We start from the raw sequence: 19,583 nt of genomic DNA, 5'->3' as shown, positions 1-19,583 counted from the left end.
TTTACACGAGGAACTCATGAACGGAGCAGAACTTCTGGTTCAATGTCTGGAAAACGAAGGTGTTACAACAATATTTGGCATCCCTGGCGAAGAGAACCTTGCCTTCCTGGAAGCCCTGCACAACTCCTCCATTCGTTTAATCCTGACCCGCCATGAACAGGCAGCTGGCTTTATGGCCGCCACCTACGGACGACTCACCGGGAAACCCGGTGTATGCCTTTCCACCCTGGGTCCCGGGGCAACCAACTTTGTAACAGCGGTATCCTATAGTCTGCTCGGTGGAATGCCAGTGGTCTTTATTACCGGTCAGAAACCTATCAAAAAGAGTAAACAGGGGCGTTTTCAGATACTCGATGTGGTCCGCATGATGGGGCCACTGACGAAATTCACCAAGCAAGTAGTGAACGCAGGTACCATACCTGCCATGACCAGAGACATGTTTCGCATCGCAGTCAATGGAAAATCAGGGCCGGTACATATGGAACTGCCAGAAGACATTGCCGCAGAAGAGGTGGACTGTACTCCTGTCTCTAGAAGCATTCTCCATTACCCCGTCGCAGACCCTGAAGCCATCAGCCAGGCAGCAGAAATTATCAAGAAAGCGAGTTTCCCGCTCATTCTTTTTGGAGCAGCAGCAAACAGAGAACAAATCTGCCCTGTAGCACTCGAACTGATCCAAGCAACTGGTTTATACTTCTTCACCACGCAGATGGGAAAAGGGGTGGTGGATGAACACTCACCTCAATGTCTTGGAACCGCCGCACTATCTGATCACGACTACATTCACTGTGCCATAGACCGCGCTGATGTCATTATCAATATTGGTTACGATGTTGTAGAGAAACCACCTTTTTTCATGAACCATGGAACAATGAAAGTCATCCATGTCCACTTTGCCCCGGCTGATATCGATGAAGTCTATTTTCCACAGCATGAAATCCTTGGAGATATCAGTCACTCCCTTCGTGCGCTGAAAGATGCTCTGTCAGATATGCCCTCTCGGAATACTGATTACTTTGGAAGAATACATAAGGAAATCAACGCCCATGTTTTTCAGGACCAGGGCCACGATCAATTTCCTAATACCCCTCAGCACATCGTCAGTGATATCAGACAAACAGTTGCCCACGAGTCTATAGTTTCATTAGACAATGGAATGTATAAAATCTGGTTTGCCCGCAATTTCAAAGCCTGCCACTCCCATTCTCTGTTGCTCGACAACGCCCTGGCAACTATGGGGGCAGGATTCCCGGCAGCCATCAGTGCTAAACTCGTCCACCCGGAAAAACAGGTTATTGCTGTGTGCGGAGATGGCGGATTTATGATGAATTCCCAGGAAATTGAAACAGCAGTCCGCCTCGGGTTGCATATCGTAATCATCATTCTTCGTGATAATGGCTACGGAATGATCAAATGGAAACAGAGAGGAATGCATTTTTCTGATTTTGGCCTTGATTTTGGTAACCCCGATTTTATACAATATGCAGAGAGTTATGGAGCAAAAGGATATCGAATAACAGAAAACGGTATGTTGAGCACCGTGTTAACCAAATGCCTCAATGCGTCTGGTGTCCACCTCATTGAAGTACCGGTGGATTACTCTGAGAACGAAAAAGTCTTCCTGCAGGAACTACAGAACAAAACCTGCCTTCTCTAAAAAAATCGCCATTACAAGGCTGTTTCAGCAGGGGCCAGCCTAACAATTTACTTGTATCTCTTATGACAGGACTCTTTTCAAATTATCGGTTTATCGCTATTTCGATCTGGCTCCTGGCTGTTGTCACGTCATTTACATGGAATAAAATTGATGATATTCGTGAAAAACATGATATCGCAAATGGCACTGCCAGGGCATTTTTTGAACAAATAATAGCTTCGCGACGCTGGAATCTCATGCATGGTGGAGTATATGTGTACACAACCGAAAACAGCCCTCCAAACCCCTACCTCCCTGTGGATGCTCAATCCATTCGTGACGAAAACGGGCGCCTCCTTACACTTATAAACCCCTCGTATATGACCAGGCAAATTGCCGCTATCAGTCGGGAAAAAAAACAGGTCAGTTTTCATATCACCAGTCTCACCCCGTTGCGTCCAGAAAACAAGCCATACCCATGGGAGATCCCATGGCTTAAGTCATTCGCACTCGGCAGTTCTGAAAAAAGTGGTTTTTCCACTGAAAACGGTGAGAAGATCTTTCACTACATGGCTCCACTTCCCTACTCTGAATCCTGCTATCCCTGCCACTCGGCAGCCGATCAGCCAGAAGGCAATATTCGTGGAGGAATCTCTGTCAGTTTGCCCATCCCCTTCCACAAATCGCCCTGGCCATTGATTTTTAGCCATATATTTGTTGCCCTGACGGGTATTGCAGGCATTCTCTTTTTCGGCGGACGACTTGCCCACAGTAGAAGAAGTATTCTTGCTGCAAACAAGCAACTGGAACAGGAAGTCGAGGAACGTAAAGAGACAGAAAAAGAGTTGATTGAAGTCCAGGAAAACCTTGAAGCCACTGTTAATTGCCGCACTTCCGAACTTCGCAAAACAAATGCGATCCTTGACGAAAAAGTAAAGGAGCAACTGAGAGTTGAAGCAGCACTGGTTGCCATCAACGATGAATTCATCCAAATTTTCAACAGTGCCCCCGATGGCATGCATGTCATAGACCGCAACTTTACTATGCTCCGGGTAAACAAAGCCTACTGCCAACTCACTGGAAAGAAGAGTGAAGAGATTCAGGGGTTCAAGTGTTATGATGTCATCTCCGACAAACTCTGCCACACGGAGGACTGTCCGCTCACCCAAATAAGGAAAGGAGCCGAAAGGGTCGAGCTCGAGACCAAGATAACTCGCAGTGACGGTAAAATCATCCCATGCATTGTTACCGCCACACCTTTCAGAGAACCTGGAGGGAAGGTTACCGGGATAATAAAAGTGACACGGGACATAAGTAACTGGAAACAAATTGAGCAGTCTATGGCAGCCACAGCAGAACATTTGCGGACAAGAAATCTCGAACTCGAAGATTTTGCCCATATTATCTCCCATGATCTGCAAGAACCTTTAATGCTCATCCAGGCATTCAGTGACAGAATTCGCACAAAATTCACAACAGCTCTTCCTGCAAAAGGACTCACCTACCTCGAACGCATAGAAAGTTCAGCTAACCGCATGCAAAACCTTATTGATGGCTTGCTGCTTTATTCAAGAGTCAGCAGCAAGGCCAATCCATTCGAGAAAGTCTCCTTACGGACAGTCATTGATTCTGTGCTGGAAGATCTGGCCGTAAGAATAGAGAAAAATCATGCCCGGATCAAGGTGGATCCGCAATTACCAGTGATTGAAGCTGACTCGCTGCAAATGCGACAACTCTTTCAAAATATCATTGGCAATAGTCTAAAATACGTCCACCCCGACCGTACCCCGGAAATATCTATTCAACGCATCATATTTCCTGAGAAACATGAGAACCAGACCTATGTCCGTATCAGTATTAAAGATAATGGTATAGGGTTTAAGCTAGACCAACAGAATGTCATATTTGACATATTCCAAAGACTCCACACCCGACAGCAGTATCAGGGGACGGGTATTGGTCTGTCCATATGTAAAAAAATAATCGAACGCCACCACGGGACAATAACAGCCGAGGGAATCCCTGACAAAGGCGCTTCTTTTATTATTACTCTGCCTCTGCATCAAAATATTCATGGCCAAATTCACGAGCGCGACAACACCTTTATCGATATCATTATGAATCGGCGCTAAAAAGACACGAACCCCAAAATGAGTATTTATACCTATTGACCATTTCCACATTGCAATGTATTTTTAGTGATATAAGAAGGTCAGTTAGGTAACTAAACAGAAACTCAGGATACCTTTACAACAGGTAAGAAAATGCTAGCTCAAAAAGAACGTCGACAATTCACACGATTCCGCCCCAAAGATGGTACCATGGCAGTCAACCGTCATGCTCTCGGCCCGGTAACAAACATCAGCATGGGTGGTTTATCTTTTCGATATATGGGTGAGGATTCTACAAGAACGGTTTCAGATATTCTTGGAATTTTCCTTGGTTCAGATGATTTTCTCATCGAAAAAATCCCCACAAAGGTCATTTCGGACAAACTCATCTCATACGGGTCGTCGTTTATGAGAGCTTCAACCAGGCAGCGTTCTATTCAATTCACTGAACTTACCGATTCACAACGAAAAAATCTGAAAGATTTTATCGACAACAAAACAGTTGGAGTGTACTGACTTCTCTCTGGCACTACTCTTTTTTTCTCGCCACCCATAACAGCTAATTGACAGGGACTCTCCTTCTCGGTAGATTAAGCCATGTCGATTTTCCAGCTTACAGATGAGCCTGTTTTCCCTGATCCCGCACTTGCCGAGGAAAACGGTCTTCTCGCCGTTGGAGGGGATCTCTCCATCCCAAGATTACTGGCTGCATACTCCAGTGGTATTTTCCCCTGGTACTCGCAGGGTGAACCTCCTTTATGGTGGTTTACTGATCCCAGGCTGGTAATCTTTCCGGATGAATTTAAAGTTTCCAGACGACTGACCCGAACTCTCAAAAACAGCAACTTTACAATTACCTTTAATAAAAATTTTAGCGAAGTGATCAGTTCCTGTGCTGATATCAGGATCCAAAATGGAGAAGGTACCTGGATTAGTGACGAAATGAAAGAGGCCTATATTGATTTACACCTTGCCGGATACGCACACTCAGTCGAATGCTGGCTAAACAATGAGTTGGCAGGTGGCCTATACGGTGTAGCATTGGGTCAAGTATTTTTCGGCGAATCCATGTTCACACGGATCAGCAATGGATCGAAAGCTGCATTGGTAGCGCTTGTTAACCATTTAAAACTACGGAATTTTGCAGTGATCGACTGCCAGATGACCACTAAACACTTACTCGCATTCGGTGGTCGTGAAATAAAAGGTGAAGAATTCAGGCAACTGCTGCAACTCCATATCCCCAATACACCCAAACAAAAGTGATACAATGACCCAAAACAATAATAACGAACGATGTGATGGCTGTGGTGAAATTACCACCCTGAAAGAAACCCATGGTAATGAATTTTGTCAAGACTGCCTGAATCTCGTCACAACTATTCAGAAAAAACCAGAAACCATCAAACGCATCTGCAACCTCATCAAATCTGACCTGGGGCGTGAAGGAAGCGCAAAAAATGGATGCCAGGTTTCAGAGCTTCAAGAACTCCCGGAAGTTCTCGATGCAGTGCGCTTTCGCACCCGGGATCGTGAGCTGAACACCTGGTATGTGTCAGTGAGTGAACTTGAAGGTAATCCAGTCGAAATTTTTGCATCCACAGCCTTTGACAGAGACGACCATCTTCAGTCACGCATCTCCAACCTAACCACAATTACCAGGCTGGTATCCCTCATTCTTCGCAATGTTTTCCTTGGTGAGGTTCTTACCCTTGAAAAGACAATTAAACAGTTGCAGAGAAGCTCGAGACAGAAAAATGACCTTCCCGATATGCTTACCACAGTTTTACGCAGTTATCGGAGGGATATCATTGATTAGTTCATCGTCCACTCGGCACTAACCCGTATTTCCCATGCTATTTTCAGCCCCCTTGATGGGGGTGAATCTTTTGTGGACAAACAACTTGCCGCCTGGATTTACGACAAAAACGACACCTCAACTTCCAGGAAATGCGGACACTAGTACTCAAAATCAAACTCGTAGACTAATGCGGATTTATCAAAGTGACGCAGTGCCTTTCTAAGAACATACAAGGTCGGCACCTGGAACCTTATCTCCCAGGCTGGATTTGGAGTAGGTGTTTTTGAAAGAAGCGTAATATCCACAATACGCATTTCAACAGGAGCCACCCCAAGCAGCATCATTACTCTATGCTGAGTCGCTGCCATAATAACCAGTGACTGGATCTTGTCCACTCTGGTGTTTCGAAGATCCCAACGCAAGTTAACAATATCTTCCCGCTGAAACTTTGTTCTTTTCAATTGAGGGCACTCTTTATGATGGATAGACAGTCCTCTTTCACTGAAAAATGCAAAAAGCCCCTTATCTGTTGGGCTCGGTTTACAACAGGCTGATATTTTAATCGTCACTGGATCAAGTGTGTCTAGCTCCACTCTGTTCAACTGTCCCGTCGGATTCACAAGAGGAGATTTTCCCTGATACAACTTCTCTTTAATTTCGGGAATCAACTGAGACAGACTGACCCTTCCCTCTCCCAAGTGGATATAAAGCTCATCAAGGTGAGTCAAACTGAAATGGTGCAACACCTGCTGCAGTTCCTTTTTCTCTAAAAGATCAAAGGGCAGACCATATCTAAGCATCTCCTGCGTTACAATTGACCTACCTATAACCTGTGAGAGTTTCTGCCTGCGAATCCGAAATGTTCTCGAAAGCTCCGCCCGTGCCCTGGGAGTCCTGCAAAGAGCCAGCATTGCGGGCTGAAACTGCAGCGGATGATCCGTTCGCAGAACCCGAATGACATCTCCATCGGCAAGCCTATGGTTGGCAGAGACTTTTCTACTGCCAATCATTGCCCCAGTACAGCTGTGACCGATATCAGTATGAACCCTGAAGGCAAAATCAAGTACGGTGGATTGAGCAGGCAGACAGAAAAGATCCCCTCCCGGGGTATAGGTGTAAATTTCTTTTTTCCCACTGGCCGCTATCACCTCCCGGTAGGAGGCAACATCACCAGATGCAATCACACCAAACAACTCCTTGATTTCCCGTATAAAGCGCCTCTGAGTATTGCTTTTAGAGCTCCAGTCCTGAAACAAGCCACGTTGAGCCCTGCGAGCCATATCTTCCGTTCGAATTTTGAACAGGTACTTTTGCCCTTTAATATTGGTTCGGGCATGCAGTCCCTGATATCCGGTGGGTTTAGGATTTGCAATAAAATCACGGATGGTCCGCGGAATGGGCGGGTAGGTCTGGTTCAGAATACCTAAAATGGCATAACAGGACTGCGCATTTTCAGCAATAATAAGTATTTCAAGAGGGTTATCTATCTCTTTTCTTAAAATACGATTTGATGTGTCATAATAGGCCCAGAGCCCCTTGGTCCGGATTGTGACCTCTGCGTTCAGCCAGACCTCCCGAGTATTTTTCTCCAGAAGCTGTACGATTTCAGTGGCTTCTGGAGATTGTGCTAACTGTCGTATCTGACTAAGTAGTTTGGCCCCCTGTTTGGGGAATTTATAGGACAATGCCAGATTGTACATTTCCCGCTTCAAACTGAAGAGTCCAAAAACAGTGGCTAGAGGAGCATAGATATCCAGGGTTTCATCGGAAATCTTCTGGCGTTTACGTTTGGGCATGGCCCCAAGGGTTCGTAAATTATGCAGACGATCTGCAAGCTTCACAAGCATCACCTCCGGCCTGAGGGCCGCTCCTGAAAATATTTTCCGATGTACCTTCTTTGAAAGTGCCTGCTTATCGCTTGAGTCCTTTGTCACCTTGGTACAGCCTTCAACAATTGCTGCCACGTAGGACCCAAACTTTTCTCCGACGAGCTGGGTCGTTACATAATCGACATCTTCAACAGTATCATGAAGCAGGGCAGCAGAGAGTATTTCTGGATCAACAACATCCATCTCCTCAGCAAGAATTTTCGCAACAGAACAGGGATGCATTATATAAGCTTCCCCTGACCTGCGCCACTGATCATCATGAGCATCCGTGGCAAAATCCAGGGCATCCCAAAACACGTGAGCCTTGGGGCCAGAACCCAGTAATTGCCTCATCTGGCTGCGGTACAATTCTAGGTCAAATGGAATATACTGCATAAAAAACCAAAAAATATCGTTCTTTTATAGAGATCCCACAGGAAATCCGGAAATAAAATTGCTTTTGAAACAATAATGACTATCCTACACAGGACAAAGGATGATGACATATTGAGATACTCACAACTTTGAGAATCCATCTCCCTTTGTTTTAACTCTACCAAATTAAAGGCTTCTTGGAAAAGCAAAAAAACTAATGCAAAGAAAAAGTAAATTTAAACAGAAAAAAAGATCAAAACAACCAGGCCACAGAAAGCAACAACAACATAAGGACTTACCACGAGCAGACAGTCTTTATCAACAGGTCTTAACGCTTCTCTACAAACAGGCAACCCCCTTAGACAGCAAAGACATATTCAAACTGCTGGATCTGCCACTTTCCACCAGAAAACCGCTTCATAAACTCCTGATCCGACTTACGGATGAAAAAATCCTTACTCAGATAGATAAAAACACCTATAGCCCAGGTCCCAAGAATGGTCTGGCAGAGGGGACTATTGACCAGAACGCCAAAGGCTTTGGCTTCGTCAGCGACCTCACCTCCAGATTAGGGGCATTAAAACACACCCAGGACGCTTTCGTGTCACCAAACAACATGGCCAATGCTCACCATGGCGATAGAGTCCTCATACGGATTTACAATGTAAAAAAAGATGGCCGCCCGGAAGCAGAGATACTGGCAGTGCTGGGTCGTGGCCGGGAACAGATGGCTGGGTTTGTAGCTATCCAGAATGGCGAGGTCTTTGTTTACCCGGAAGACACCAGATACCCCTTTACTATTCGCATCACTGATAACATCCCTGAAAATCTTCAAAACGGTGATGCTGTCATTGTAAAAATAACCGGTGAAAGCGACGACAGCCGCCATGAACGGGGCACGCTCATTGAAGTACTTGGAAACCCTGACCTGGTGGATGTCCAAATGCGGATGGTTATAGAAAAACACAACCTTCCTCACAGATTCAGTGAAAAAACGAAAATACAGGTTGAGGCCATAAGCGACACAATTGTCCCCTCACAAGGCCGTCTTGATCTGCGAGATATACAGCATATCACCATCGATGGAGAAACCGCCAAGGACTTTGACGATGCCATCGCTGTCATCAAGACGCGTAAAGGATTCAAGCTTTACGTCTCTATTGCCGATGTCTCTCACTACGTACAACCAGGATCTCCACTTGACAAGGATGCCTACGAACGCGGCACTTCCATATACTTTCCGGGCCGAGTGATCCCCATGCTCCCAGAAAAGCTATCCAATGGCCTGTGCAGTCTGGTACCCGATGAAGATCGATATGCATTCACCGCAATCCTCGACTTTGACAGGCAAGGCCATCTCCACAGCAAATCTTTCGCGAAATCGATAATCTGCAGCAAAAAACGTTTCACTTACACCACGGTCAGACAAATACTGACAGATCATGATCTTGCTGTCAGGCAACAGCACAAAGAGTTTCTTACCCCTCTAAAATGGGCTGGAGAACTTGCAAACGAATTAATGCACCTGCGTCAGCAACGTGGATCAATCGGCTTTACTATTCCGGAACCATTTATGGAATTGGACGATGAGGGGAAGATCTCATCAATCAGCCGTACGGAAAGAAATTTTGCTCATCAAATCATCGAAGAATTCATGCTTGCCGCAAATGAAGCAGTGGCAGAAACCTTCACCGACAAACACCTTCACGGACTCTACCGGATCCATGAACGCCCCTCTCCTGAAAAGATTGAGGAATTTGTCGAATTCGGACGTTCACTTGGGATAGATCTGCCACCTCTACGTCAAGACCCTGACTGGTTCGGTCAAGTTCTGGCATTAGTGAAGGGAAGCCCAAAGGAGTATGTGATCAACAATCTTCTCCTGCGAACCATGCAGCAGGCCAAATATGATGAAAAGAACGTGGGTCATTTTGGTCTCGCTGCCACTGACTACACCCATTTCACATCACCAATCCGCCGTTATCCGGATCTCACAGTACACCGCACATTACAGGCCTACCTCCTTCGTAACGCCAGGACAAAAATCAAAAAAAAGGAAACGGGTCTACCAATGAAAGAAATGGGAGTCTTTCTTTCCGCCCGTGAACGCATCGCAGTGAAAGCTGAACGCGAGATGAATGACAGACTCAAAGTTCGTTTTATGCACAATAAAATTGGAGAAGAATTTCAAGCTGTTATTTCAGGAGTCACCAGTTCTGCCATTTTCGTTGAACTCACCGAATCCTTTATCAGTGGTGGAATCTCCCTTACTTCCCTTAAAGACGACTACTACATATTTGATGGCAAGCATCACCGCATAACCGGGAAGCACGGTGGAAGATCTTTTCAAATTGGTGATCTGCTACAGGTTGTTGTCCTCGATGTTGATCTGCGAAACAACCGGATCTATTTTGGCCCCCTGCCATGAGTGGTGATGCTGTCAGTAATTCTTCCCCACCATTGCCACTTGACTTGAATTGACATTTCGCATAAAAAGTTGAAAGAGTACATGAGAATAATCCTTTAAATCCCTGCAGACCGTTTTTAACCGTCTTTCTGGAGGCTCTCGAATATGGACATGAACTGGCTTACCACGATCATCGACAATCCCTTTGCAAAAGGACTCGCTATTGGCCTTTTTTTCTGTCTTTTTATTATGATTCGTGGATATCTGCGACGTCGTGAACTCAGGAAAGAGGTGACTAAATTGCGCACTCATCTGCACACAAAACTGGAAATAGACTCCGAGGAAAACGAAAGGCGAAAACAGAAATATGAAATTCTCAAGCAGGAAAGGGACAATCTCCGCATCACCGTTCAGTCCCTGAACCAAAAACCTGGCCGCAAGGAAATCCGACAATACTATCTCTACCAGACTGCACTTGACATGATGTTTGAAAAAGCACCAGGCTTTGCTCCCGCCTGGCAGATCACCCTAAAGGAGGCAGAAAGCCTTTTTGAAAAATCCGAGAGAGGTGTGGTTCCTCTGTTAAAACGTTTAATGCCCACCAGTCCTGACAAACAGATTGAACAGTACGAAAAAATAAGCAGGGTTTCTCTTGAGGATGGGATAGCGAGATAAACCGCACCGATGCAATGTCGGGTAAAATCACGTAACGACGGCCATGAAACAGCATTACCAGTTTCATGGCCGTTTTTCATTTATCTTCTACCAAATATATCATGCCACAAAACCATCATCTTTTAGATAATATTGCCATTGTCCTGGTAAACCCCAAATATCCGGAAAATATTGGCTCCGCCGCACGTGCGGCATGGAATATGGGGATTACTCGAATTATTGTTGTCGCCAATGAATATCCGAATCATGAGCGGATGATTAAACTGGCCACGCATAATGCGGCACACCTCATTGACGCCATGGAGTTTCACGAAAATCTGGGTGACGCCTTACAACCATTTTCCAGGATTATCGGTACCACTGCGCGTAAGGGAAAACATCGGGGACCTGGAAACAGCCCACGTGATATCATGAAAATCATTCTGCCTCTGCTCCCTAAAAATCAGATTGCATTTCTTTTTGGAGCAGAAGACCGGGGACTTACGAACGAAGACCTGAAATACTGCCATTTTCGATCAGCTATCCCGACATCAGGCTTTTCCTCTCTAAACCTTGCCCAGGCAGTTGCAATCCATTGTTATGAAATATTTCACGCAGTGATCCATGAACAAAAAGAGATTTCCCCAAAACCCAGACTGGCCACATCATATGAAGTCGAGAACATGTTTAAATATGTTGAAAGTAGTCTCAACCAGATTGATTTTTTGCGGGAAAAAAGCCACGACTACTACATGCTTAACATCAGACAATTCTTCGGTCGGATGGAATTACAATCGAAAGAAACCAAGCTCATACAGAGTATCTGCCGTCAGCTTCAGTCACCTCAACATAATGACAAAAAATAGCTTCCCCAGAAGTCAAAAACACACACCTCAGGTTCATGAGGGCTCCAATGTTCGTTAAAAAACGAAGTCTTCTTATATTTTTCATTTCAGCCCCAAACGGAGTGTGCTAAAGTATGGTCTTTAATTGTCTGATGAGGCATACTGTTGTTAACGGCTCGACACACTTTTTCGTTAGCAATTCCTTTCCCTTAACACCTTACACAGAGAGCCCTTCATGCTTGCAGCTAAACTACAGACTGAAATCCAAAACAAGGTTAACAAGAAGATAGCACCACTGTTCTCGAAATATAATCTGGATTTCAGTGGTCTTGAGTCCAGCATGAAATGGAAGCCCATTGTTCTTATTATAGGCAACTACTCTTCCGGCAAATCCACCCTGATCAATGAAATTATTGGCACCAATGTACAGCGCACTGGACAGGCCCCAACAGATGACGCCTTCACCGTAATAACCTCAGAAGGAAGTCATCGACCAGAAGAAGTCCCTGGCTCTACACTCATCAATGATGATCAATTGCCATTTGTGAAGTTCAAGAAATATGGTGAAAAACTCACCTCTCATCTCTGCCTCAAAAATATCAATTCACCAAAATTTGCAGACATGGCCATCATTGACAGCCCGGGTATGCTTGATGCCACCACGGAAAAAGACCGTGGCTATGACTACATGGAAGTACTGGGTGAATTTGCCAAAATGGCCGACCTTATTGTACTCATGTTTGACCCGCACAAGGCGGGAACAATTAAAGAGACGTATTCAGCAATCCGTAACACCCTGCCAGAAAAATCAGGTGAAGACAGGATTATATTTGTTATGAGTCGTATTGATGAATGCGACAATATAAGTGACTTGGTACGTTCCTATGGCACACTGTGTTGGAATATGTCCCAGATGACAGGCCGTAAAGATATCCCCCACATCTATCTCACCTACTCTCCCGATGTGACAAGTTCAATAAAAGCCTCGGACTTGTGGCCTCAGGAAAGGACGGAACTCATCGAAAAAATCTTTGCTGCTCCAGGACTCCGCCTCAACCATATATTGGAAGACATTGACCGTCAGGTCAACGAACTGCAAATAGTCTGCGAGGCCCTTGCTGAGTTTACCCAGAGAGGGAGAAAGCTCTTCAGGAAAATAGGAAAGGTAACTGTTGGTCTTGCTGCTGGTCTCTTTTGTTTCGGTGACGTCTTAACAAACAGCCTGATCTCTCTGCCACGACAAACCCTGATATCATCCCTGCGAGGAGAAGCTTTTTCTATTACGAACCTGATTGTTCCCCTTATTTTTCTCTGCGGCACCCTGACAATTGGCCTGTTAGTCTTCAAAAATTTTGGATTCAAAGGACTACTCAAGAAAACGCTTTCGAACAGTGGCGACCTGGTCCAACTGGACAATGAATACCGCAGGAATCTCTGGAATAAAATGGCAGGAGCAACCAACAAAATCTTACAAAACATCAACGCCAGAGACATTTGGCAGGCACATTCTTCAAATCTGAACAAGATACACCACTTCCTTGATGAAGATCTGAAAAAATATTACGACAAATTAAGATCGTGAAAACGTGTACCCTGAAATACCGGGCCACTGGATCAGGGACACCCACTGCCTGACCACACCGAACAACAAAAGTGTAATCCAGACACCCTTCTCGTAACAAGGGGCGTTGCTTTTTCCTCCTAACAACGAGACTGACGAGAATGAGTTCCTACAAAAAACAATTGAAATTGTACAGAATATCGAAGAACTCACCCATTCCATCAAACAATGGCATTGTTTTCGCATCTGTTCCTATAGAAACTGCAAACTTTCAACCCATTTTATACTTGGTGACACAATGATACCCGCTGTAAATTCTGCACTCACTGGACTTCAGGCCTTTAGCACCAAAATGAACTCCAATGCTAATAATATTGCCAATGCCTCCTCGGAAGGATACAAAAAATCCCGAGTCACCCTAGCCAATCAAGCCCCACAGGGAGTAAAGGCAACCGTTGAAACAATTGACAGCCCTGGGACAATGGTGCTTGCAGAGACTAACAATGGAAGTGAGTTTGTTGAACTCTCAAATGTCGATTTGGGTCAGGAACTTCCAGAATCACAACTCAATACCCGATTTTATCAGGCCAACCTGAAAACTCTGACAGCCGTAGATGAAATGACCAATAGTCTTTTGAATATAAAAGCATAGCAAGTAACACCTCCCCTCGGCTCTGCTGCGCATATACAGGCTACTACTCCTCCACCCGCTGTAACGGACAATCGCTGCAGCGGGGTTTTGCCTTTTTACAGAACTCTTTTGCCACAGCAACAATCAGGGCGTGAAATTCATTAAAAAGCACAGGATCTTCTGGAAGATTGTCCATAAACTCCTGTTGCAAAGTAAAATAATCGGTATCTTCTTCAACAAGCTGATGGCGCGAAAAGACTCGATGCGTGTAGGTATCAATTACAAAGACAGGTTTTTCAGCAGCATACAAAAGAATAGCATCGGCTGTTTCGGGACCAACCCCTTTCACTTTAAGCAGGTTTTCACGACTTTCTTCCAGGCTGTCTTTTAAAAAGTAAGTAAGTTCCCCTTCATATTTATCACTAATCATTTGCAATAAATTCTTCAACCTACGAGCTTTGATGTTATAGTAGCCGGATGGTCGAATATACTCGGCAAGTTGTTCTTGTTCCATTTCAAGCAAATTTGAAACAGAGAGATGGCCGGCATTTTTAAGGTTACCAAGAGCTTTTTCCACATTTCCCCAACTTGTATTCTGGGTTAAAACTGCTCCCACCATCATTTCAAGGGGTGTTTCACCGGGCCACCATCCCTGTGATCCGTAATAGGAATGCAACCTGTCATAAACACGCAGGAAAAGATTATTATTCTCTTGCTTCATAGCTCAAATCAATCCCCGAGACAAATGCCAATTTCCCTGGCAGTAAACACCTTATCATTATTCAAATCGACTTTTTTACGCGATTTCACAGCGTCTTCGAGTGGGACAGCACTCATGTTGGGAGAAATCAATGCGACCATATGACCAAATTTCTTTTCTTCTATAAGACGTACTGCCGCAGCACCAAAGCGCATGGCAAGCAGACGATCAAAGGTCGTTGGAGATCCCCCTCGCTGCAGATGTCCAAGAACGAGAGACCGAGTGTCTTTTCCTGTTCGGGCTCTTATTTCTGAAGCTACCCACTCGCCAACCCCACCAAGAAGCAGTTCACTACGCCCCACCTCGCCCATACCTTTACTGATCACTTTGCCGCCTGCAGCAACAGCACCTTCAGCGACAACAATGATGGCATAATGTTTTTCATGAAGGGCATTGTCCATTATTTTTTCGCAGACCTTTTCCATATCAAAGGGAATCTCAGGTATCAAAATAACATCAGCACCTCCTGAAATTCCGGAATAGAGGGCTATCCAGCCGGAATCTCGTCCCATCACCTCAACAACCATGACCCTATCATGGGATTTAGCAGTTGAATGAAGTTTATCCAGAGCCTCGGTCGCCGTTGACACTGCAGTATCAAAACCAAAGGTACGGTCTGTTGCTTCCAGGTCATTGTCAATGGTCTTTGGCACACCTATAACAGGCATTCCTTTTTCAGCGAATTTTCGTGCTATCTCAAGGCTCCCGTCACCACCAACGGCAATGTGACAGTCAAACCTCATTCGTCTGAAATTGTGCAGTATTTTATCCGAAACATCGACAACTGTCATCTCACCAGCCAGGTTCTCAACGGGCATGGCAAAGGGATCACCCTTGTTGGTTGAACCAATTATAGTTCCCCCAGTGGAATAGATATCTTCCACATCATCAAGTCCAAGGCGAACCAGTTCATCTACGTCCAACAGCCCCATGTAGCCACTTCGACTACCATACACTTCCCATCCCCGTTTATAGCATGCATGGACCACAGCATAAATAACGGCATTCAACCCCGGCGCATCACCGCCTCCAGTAGAAATAACTATTTTTTTCATATAAAAAACCTTTTCCCTTCACTTTTTAGCTAGAACATGAAATATTATATAGAAACAAAATACAGTTACTTGATATTTTTCACTAATTTGTTTCTTCAAATCAACTTTTCACAGGGTCTGGCAACCCTCCTAGGAATGATTTTCACAGAACAAGGATTGACTTCTCTAGGTGAGTTATTATGATTGTATGATATCATTTTTACAGATGATGAAAAGAATAATCCAACCTCGCGGTCAGATTACATTATTTTTAATAGGCAAATGAAACAAATATTTTTTTATTTGTTATATTTTTATTTTCACAGGAGGTTTCCATGTCTGATTTTACAGTAACAGACCAGGCAGTTGTAAAGCTCAAGGAATATCTGGAACAGAACAATATCAGTTCTGCTCTTCGTATTGCTTTAATGCAGGGCGGCTGAGCTGGCCCATCATTGGGATTGGCTCTGGATGAGCCAAAAGACAACGATAAAGTTTACGACCAGGACGAACTTACATTTCTGGTTGAAGAAGGTTTAATGAACACCTGTGGTTCCATCAAGGTAGAATTTATTGATGCTGGACCGCGTTCAGGTTTTGGAATCACTTCTGCCAACTCCATTGGAGGGGGTGGCGGTTGCAGCTCAGGATCCTGCGGATCAGGCGGTTGCGGCTGATCATTTTTAGTCTTACCAAGTGGTGAATCCTCTCCAGGATTCACCACTTTTTTTTGTCTCTCTTCACCTTGATGCAATTTTCTTGCCATAAACTTGACACATCCTTTTTTCGTCCTTATTTTTGCTTGAAACGATAAACAATACTGGATTTAGTTATCTGGTTTTACAATATATTTATGTGATCGCCACATAAAAAGATAAAAAGGGAGAAGAACCATGCAATTCGACAAGTTAACGATAAAATCGCAAGAAGCAATTCAGGCTGCTCAGCAGTTTGCCCAGAACAACAACAACCAGGAAATACGAATTTCACATCTGGTAAAAGCCATTCTGGAACAACCTGAAGGAGTTGTTGTTCCAGTGCTTCAAAAAATGGGAATAGAACCATCAAAGGTTCTCATGGAAACTGGCAAACTCATAGAGAACATTCCACAGGTAAGCGGTGGTGGTGCGGGCCAGGCATACCTGTCAAACGACCTCCGAAAAATAATCGACAACTCTTTCAAGACAGCAAACCAGATGCAGGATGACTTTGTCAGCCAGGAGCATCTTTTTCTGACTATCATTCAGGACGGAAAATCTAAAAGTTCCAAAATGCTTCAGCTTTTGGGTGTTAATGAAAAAAACTTTCTCACGGCACTCACCACAATTCGTGGCAACCAACGGGTAACCGACCAATACCCTGAAGAAAAATACCAGGCCCTTGAAAAGTATGCTCGCAACCTGACAGATATTGCGCGACAGGGAAAACTTGATCCAGTGATTGGACGGGATGGAGAGATCCGGAGGATTATTGAAGTTCTCTCCAGGCGGACCAAAAACAACCCTATCCTTATCGGCGAACCGGGTGTCGGAAAAACTGCCATTGCAGAAGGACTCGCACTTCGGATTGTCAATGGTGACATTCCGGCCACCCTTGAAAGAAAACAAGTCGTGTCACTCGACCTGGGATCCTTGATTGCCGGCGCTAAGTACAGAGGTGAATTTGAGGACAGGCTCAAAGCAGTACTCAAGGAAGTTGAAAAACGAGCCGGAGAAATCATTCTCTTCATTGACGAAATTCATACTCTTGTCGGAGCAGGCGCTGCGGAAGGCTCAATGGATGCCTCCAATATGCTTAAGCCCGCACTGGCACGAGGTGATCTCCATTGCATTGGAGCTACCACGCTTGACGAGTACCGTAAATACATCGAAAAAGATGCGGCCCTTGAACGAAGATTCCAACCAATACTTGTCGAGGAACCCAGCGAGGAGGACACCATTGCCATCCTCCGTGGCATCAAAGAAAAATACGAACTGCACCACGGAGTTCGCATACAGGATTCAGCAACTGTTGCAGCCGTTGTACTCTCAAGCAGATACATCAGCGACCGTTTCCTTCCGGACAAGGCTATTGACCTGATCGATGAAGCGGCCGCCAGACTGCGCATTGAAATCGATTCCATGCCTGCTGAAATAGACAACCTTGAACGCATCAAAATCAAATTTGAAATCGAGAAAGAAGCACTGAAACGTGAAAAGGACAAGGCTTCCAAGGAGAGACTGGATGAAATAAACAGAAAACTTGGCGATCTCAACGACGAACTAACCTCCCTTAAGGGGCAGTGGACCATTGAGCGCGACATGATCCAGGCGATCCGCCAGGCTAAGGCAGACATCGATGAGGCGAAGATTGAAGAGCAAAAAGCTGAACGAGCCGGTGACCTGAGCAAGGCAGCAGAAATTCGTTATGGACAAATTGTCGAACTGCAAAAGAAACTGGACAATGCCAAATCTGAGCTCCAGGAGATCCAGAAAAGCCAGCACATGCTCAAAGAAGAGGTGAGTAGCGAAGACATCGCAATGGTTGTTGCCAAGTGGACAGGTATCCCGGTTGACAGACTCCTCGAAGGAGAAAAAGACAAACTCATCCAAGCAGAAGGAGCACTGGCAAAGCGTGTCATAGGTCAGAAAGAGGCTATTCAGTCAGTATCAAATGCTGTGCGACGAGCACGAGCAGGCCTTCAGGACCCTGACAGGCCACTGGGCTCATTCATTTTTCTAGGACCAACCGGAGTCGGGAAGACAGAGCTGGCCAGAAGCCTTGCCGACTTCCTTTTTGACTCCGAGCAAGCTATGGTTCGTATCGACATGTCTGAATTCATGGAAAAACACTCCGTTGCAAGACTCATTGGAGCCCCTCCAGGCTATGTTGGATATGACGAGGGTGGCTACCTCACTGAAGCAGTACGCAGACGTCCTTACGCCGTCATCCTCCTGGATGAAATTGAAAAGGCCCACCCCGACGTCTTCAATGTACTCCTTCAGGTTCTTGACGATGGACGCATGACTGACGGCAAGGGAAGGACTGTCGATTTCAGAAACACGATTATGATTATGACATCTAATCTTGGTAGTGATCTTATAATGAAGATGGCGGAAGATAAGGAAAGCGAAGCGAGTATCGCTGGGCAAATTGAAGAAATTCTCAACCAGCAGTTCAAACCAGAGTTCTTAAACAGGATAGACGAAACTATCATCTTTCACAGCCTTTCCAGGGAGAACATGTCGGAAATCATCGACATCCAGTTGGGACGCCTCAGGAAACGACTGCAGGAGAAGAAGATATCTCTTAAAATAAGTGAAAATGCCAAGCAATACCTGGTCGAAAGCGGATACAACCCGCTCTTTGGAGCAAGACCCCTTAAAAGGGCAATCCAGCGTCACCTTGAAGACCCACTTGCCATGGAAATCCTGGAAGGAAAGTATCCTGAAGGAAGTACAGCCGAAGTAGCCTTACAGGAAGGAGTACTTACATTCACCGCCAGCTAAACACGTAAAACAAAGAAGGGGGAGAGCATAACGGTCGATGCTTTCCCTCTTTCTTTTTTATTCAGGATATGTTTGCATAGCCACCATAAAATTCAACACTTAAACTACTCAACCCGCAACTCGGAGCATATAATGGCCAGTGACGTCAACGATATTACCATACAGTACGAAGAAGACGGACAGGTCCTTGTCCAACAACTGGACAAGGAAATTCTAACAAAGGGTGCCTGGGCCACCATCATCTTCCGGTACAAGAACTGGAGTCGGGCGAAAAACGAGTTCACCAAAGAGATGTTCACCATCAGACGTTACCAAAAACGCAACGGAGAGTACCTTACGAAATCCAAATTCAACATCTCCAGTGCCGAGCAGGCCAGGAAGATAATCACCACTCTCGACAAGTGGCTGAAAG

At 45.1% G+C, this 19,583-nt stretch carries 16 protein-coding genes (1 of these 16 cut by a window edge); 13 read left to right on the top strand and 3 right to left on the bottom strand.

Annotated elements, in window-relative coordinates; genetic code table 11:
• Positions 1-16: 16 nt before the first annotated feature.
• From UWK_RS09540 to UWK_RS19830, 5 genes are all read left to right on the top strand, one after another.
• Entirely contained in the window at positions 17-1,657 is a 1,641-nt protein-coding gene (locus tag UWK_RS09540) for an acetolactate synthase large subunit (RefSeq protein WP_015404162.1), read from the top strand.
• Positions 1,658-1,719: 62 nt separating this feature from the next.
• Positions 1,720-3,768 carry an ATP-binding protein gene (locus UWK_RS18495; RefSeq protein WP_015404161.1) on the top strand — a complete coding sequence of 683 codons (2,049 nt, stop codon included), beginning with the start codon at positions 1,720-1,722 and terminating at the stop codon, positions 3,766-3,768.
• Between the two features lie 132 nt (positions 3,769-3,900).
• On the top strand, positions 3,901-4,263 hold the full coding sequence (locus UWK_RS09530) for a PilZ domain-containing protein (RefSeq protein ID WP_015404160.1): 363 nt from the start codon (positions 3,901-3,903) through the stop codon (positions 4,261-4,263).
• An 81-nt stretch (positions 4,264-4,344) separates the two neighbouring features.
• Complete coding sequence (gene aat, locus UWK_RS09525) at positions 4,345-5,013, top strand: leucyl/phenylalanyl-tRNA--protein transferase (protein WP_015404159.1); 669 nt, start codon at positions 4,345-4,347, stop codon at positions 5,011-5,013.
• Between the two features lie 4 nt (positions 5,014-5,017).
• On the top strand, positions 5,018-5,566 hold the full coding sequence (locus UWK_RS19830; RefSeq protein WP_015404158.1) for a TSCPD domain-containing protein: 549 nt from the start codon (positions 5,018-5,020) through the stop codon (positions 5,564-5,566).
• A 140-nt stretch (positions 5,567-5,706) separates the two neighbouring features.
• On the opposite strand, the gene UWK_RS09515 is transcribed toward UWK_RS19830, so the two are convergent.
• Positions 5,707-7,770 (bottom strand): RelA/SpoT family protein, encoded by a 2,064-nt coding sequence (locus UWK_RS09515; RefSeq protein ID WP_228130007.1) that lies wholly within the window; start codon positions 7,768-7,770, stop codon positions 5,707-5,709.
• Positions 7,771-8,008: 238 nt separating this feature from the next.
• Between UWK_RS09515 and rnr the strand changes: the two genes are divergently transcribed.
• The 5 genes from rnr (at position 8,009) to UWK_RS09490 (ending at position 13,910) form a co-directional block, all read left to right on the top strand.
• Positions 8,009-10,219, top strand: a complete 2,211-nt coding sequence (rnr, locus tag UWK_RS09510; RefSeq protein WP_015404156.1) for a ribonuclease R — start codon at positions 8,009-8,011, stop codon at positions 10,217-10,219.
• Between the two features lie 144 nt (positions 10,220-10,363).
• Entirely contained in the window at positions 10,364-10,873 is a 510-nt protein-coding gene (locus tag UWK_RS09505) for a hypothetical protein (protein ID WP_015404155.1), read from the top strand.
• Between the two features lie 101 nt (positions 10,874-10,974).
• Positions 10,975-11,718: an RNA methyltransferase gene (locus tag UWK_RS09500; RefSeq protein WP_041916847.1), complete on the top strand. Its 744-nt coding sequence runs from the start codon at positions 10,975-10,977 to the stop codon at positions 11,716-11,718.
• Between the two features lie 214 nt (positions 11,719-11,932).
• Positions 11,933-13,279 carry a dynamin family protein gene (locus UWK_RS09495; RefSeq protein WP_015404153.1) on the top strand — a complete coding sequence of 449 codons (1,347 nt, stop codon included), beginning with the start codon at positions 11,933-11,935 and terminating at the stop codon, positions 13,277-13,279.
• A gap of 277 nt (positions 13,280-13,556) precedes the next feature.
• Positions 13,557-13,910 (top strand): flagellar basal body rod C-terminal domain-containing protein, encoded by a 354-nt coding sequence (locus UWK_RS09490; protein ID WP_041916846.1) that lies wholly within the window; start codon positions 13,557-13,559, stop codon positions 13,908-13,910.
• A gap of 43 nt (positions 13,911-13,953) precedes the next feature.
• Here UWK_RS09490 and UWK_RS09485 read toward each other — a convergent pair whose 3' ends face one another.
• Complete coding sequence (locus tag UWK_RS09485) at positions 13,954-14,610, bottom strand: endonuclease III domain-containing protein (protein WP_015404151.1); 657 nt, start codon at positions 14,608-14,610, stop codon at positions 13,954-13,956.
• Between the two features lie 8 nt (positions 14,611-14,618).
• On the bottom strand, positions 14,619-15,704 hold the full coding sequence (locus tag UWK_RS09480) for a 6-phosphofructokinase (protein WP_015404150.1): 1,086 nt from the start codon (positions 15,702-15,704) through the stop codon (positions 14,619-14,621).
• Between the two features lie 314 nt (positions 15,705-16,018).
• Here UWK_RS09480 and UWK_RS20170 point away from each other — a divergent pair, with 314 nt between their 5' ends.
• From UWK_RS20170 to UWK_RS09465, 3 genes are all read left to right on the top strand, one after another.
• Complete coding sequence (locus UWK_RS20170) at positions 16,019-16,360, top strand: IscA/HesB family protein (RefSeq protein WP_407637454.1); 342 nt, start codon at positions 16,019-16,021, stop codon at positions 16,358-16,360.
• A gap of 216 nt (positions 16,361-16,576) precedes the next feature.
• On the top strand, positions 16,577-19,171 hold the full coding sequence (clpB, locus tag UWK_RS09470) for an ATP-dependent chaperone ClpB (protein WP_015404147.1): 2,595 nt from the start codon (positions 16,577-16,579) through the stop codon (positions 19,169-19,171).
• Between the two features lie 132 nt (positions 19,172-19,303).
• A protein-coding gene (locus tag UWK_RS09465; protein WP_015404146.1) for a hypothetical protein crosses the window boundary here: on the top strand, positions 19,304-19,583 show its 5' portion. Its footprint extends 5 nt past the window's final position; the window shows 280 of its 285 coding nt (coding positions 1-280); the start codon lies at positions 19,304-19,306; its stop codon lies off the right edge, out of view.

The organism is Desulfocapsa sulfexigens DSM 10523, assembly GCF_000341395.1.
In the GTDB taxonomy this organism is placed as follows: Bacteria; Desulfobacterota; Desulfobulbia; order Desulfobulbales; family Desulfocapsaceae; genus Desulfocapsa; species Desulfocapsa sulfexigens.
The sequence above is the reverse complement of the archived record's forward strand: the minus strand, read 5'-3'. Positions and strand labels throughout refer to the sequence as shown.

Bases quoted from the DNA above. Each gene is read 5' to 3' on its own strand.
- clpB (WP_015404147.1), top strand. From the start codon at position 16,577: ATGCAATTCGACAAGTTAACGATAAAATCGCAAGAAGCAATTCAGGCT.
- UWK_RS09515 (WP_228130007.1), bottom strand. From the start codon at position 7,770: ATGAGGCAATTACTGGGTTCTGGCCCCAAGGCTCACGTGTTTTGGGAT.
- UWK_RS09480 (WP_015404150.1), bottom strand. From the start codon at position 15,704: ATGAAAAAAATAGTTATTTCTACTGGAGGCGGTGATGCGCCGGGGTTG.
- UWK_RS09490 (WP_041916846.1), top strand. From the start codon at position 13,557: ATGATACCCGCTGTAAATTCTGCACTCACTGGACTTCAGGCCTTTAGC.
- UWK_RS09505 (WP_015404155.1), top strand. From the start codon at position 10,364: ATGGACATGAACTGGCTTACCACGATCATCGACAATCCCTTTGCAAAA.
- UWK_RS09540 (WP_015404162.1), top strand. From the start codon at position 17: ATGAACGGAGCAGAACTTCTGGTTCAATGTCTGGAAAACGAAGGTGTT.
- UWK_RS18495 (WP_015404161.1), top strand. From the start codon at position 1,720: ATGACAGGACTCTTTTCAAATTATCGGTTTATCGCTATTTCGATCTGG.
- UWK_RS09530 (WP_015404160.1), top strand. From the start codon at position 3,901: ATGCTAGCTCAAAAAGAACGTCGACAATTCACACGATTCCGCCCCAAA.
- UWK_RS19830 (WP_015404158.1), top strand. From the start codon at position 5,018: ATGACCCAAAACAATAATAACGAACGATGTGATGGCTGTGGTGAAATT.
- UWK_RS09485 (WP_015404151.1), bottom strand. From the start codon at position 14,610: ATGAAGCAAGAGAATAATAATCTTTTCCTGCGTGTTTATGACAGGTTG.
- UWK_RS09500 (WP_041916847.1), top strand. From the start codon at position 10,975: ATGCCACAAAACCATCATCTTTTAGATAATATTGCCATTGTCCTGGTA.
- rnr (WP_015404156.1), top strand. From the start codon at position 8,009: ATGCAAAGAAAAAGTAAATTTAAACAGAAAAAAAGATCAAAACAACCA.
- UWK_RS09495 (WP_015404153.1), top strand. From the start codon at position 11,933: ATGCTTGCAGCTAAACTACAGACTGAAATCCAAAACAAGGTTAACAAG.
- aat (WP_015404159.1), top strand. From the start codon at position 4,345: ATGTCGATTTTCCAGCTTACAGATGAGCCTGTTTTCCCTGATCCCGCA.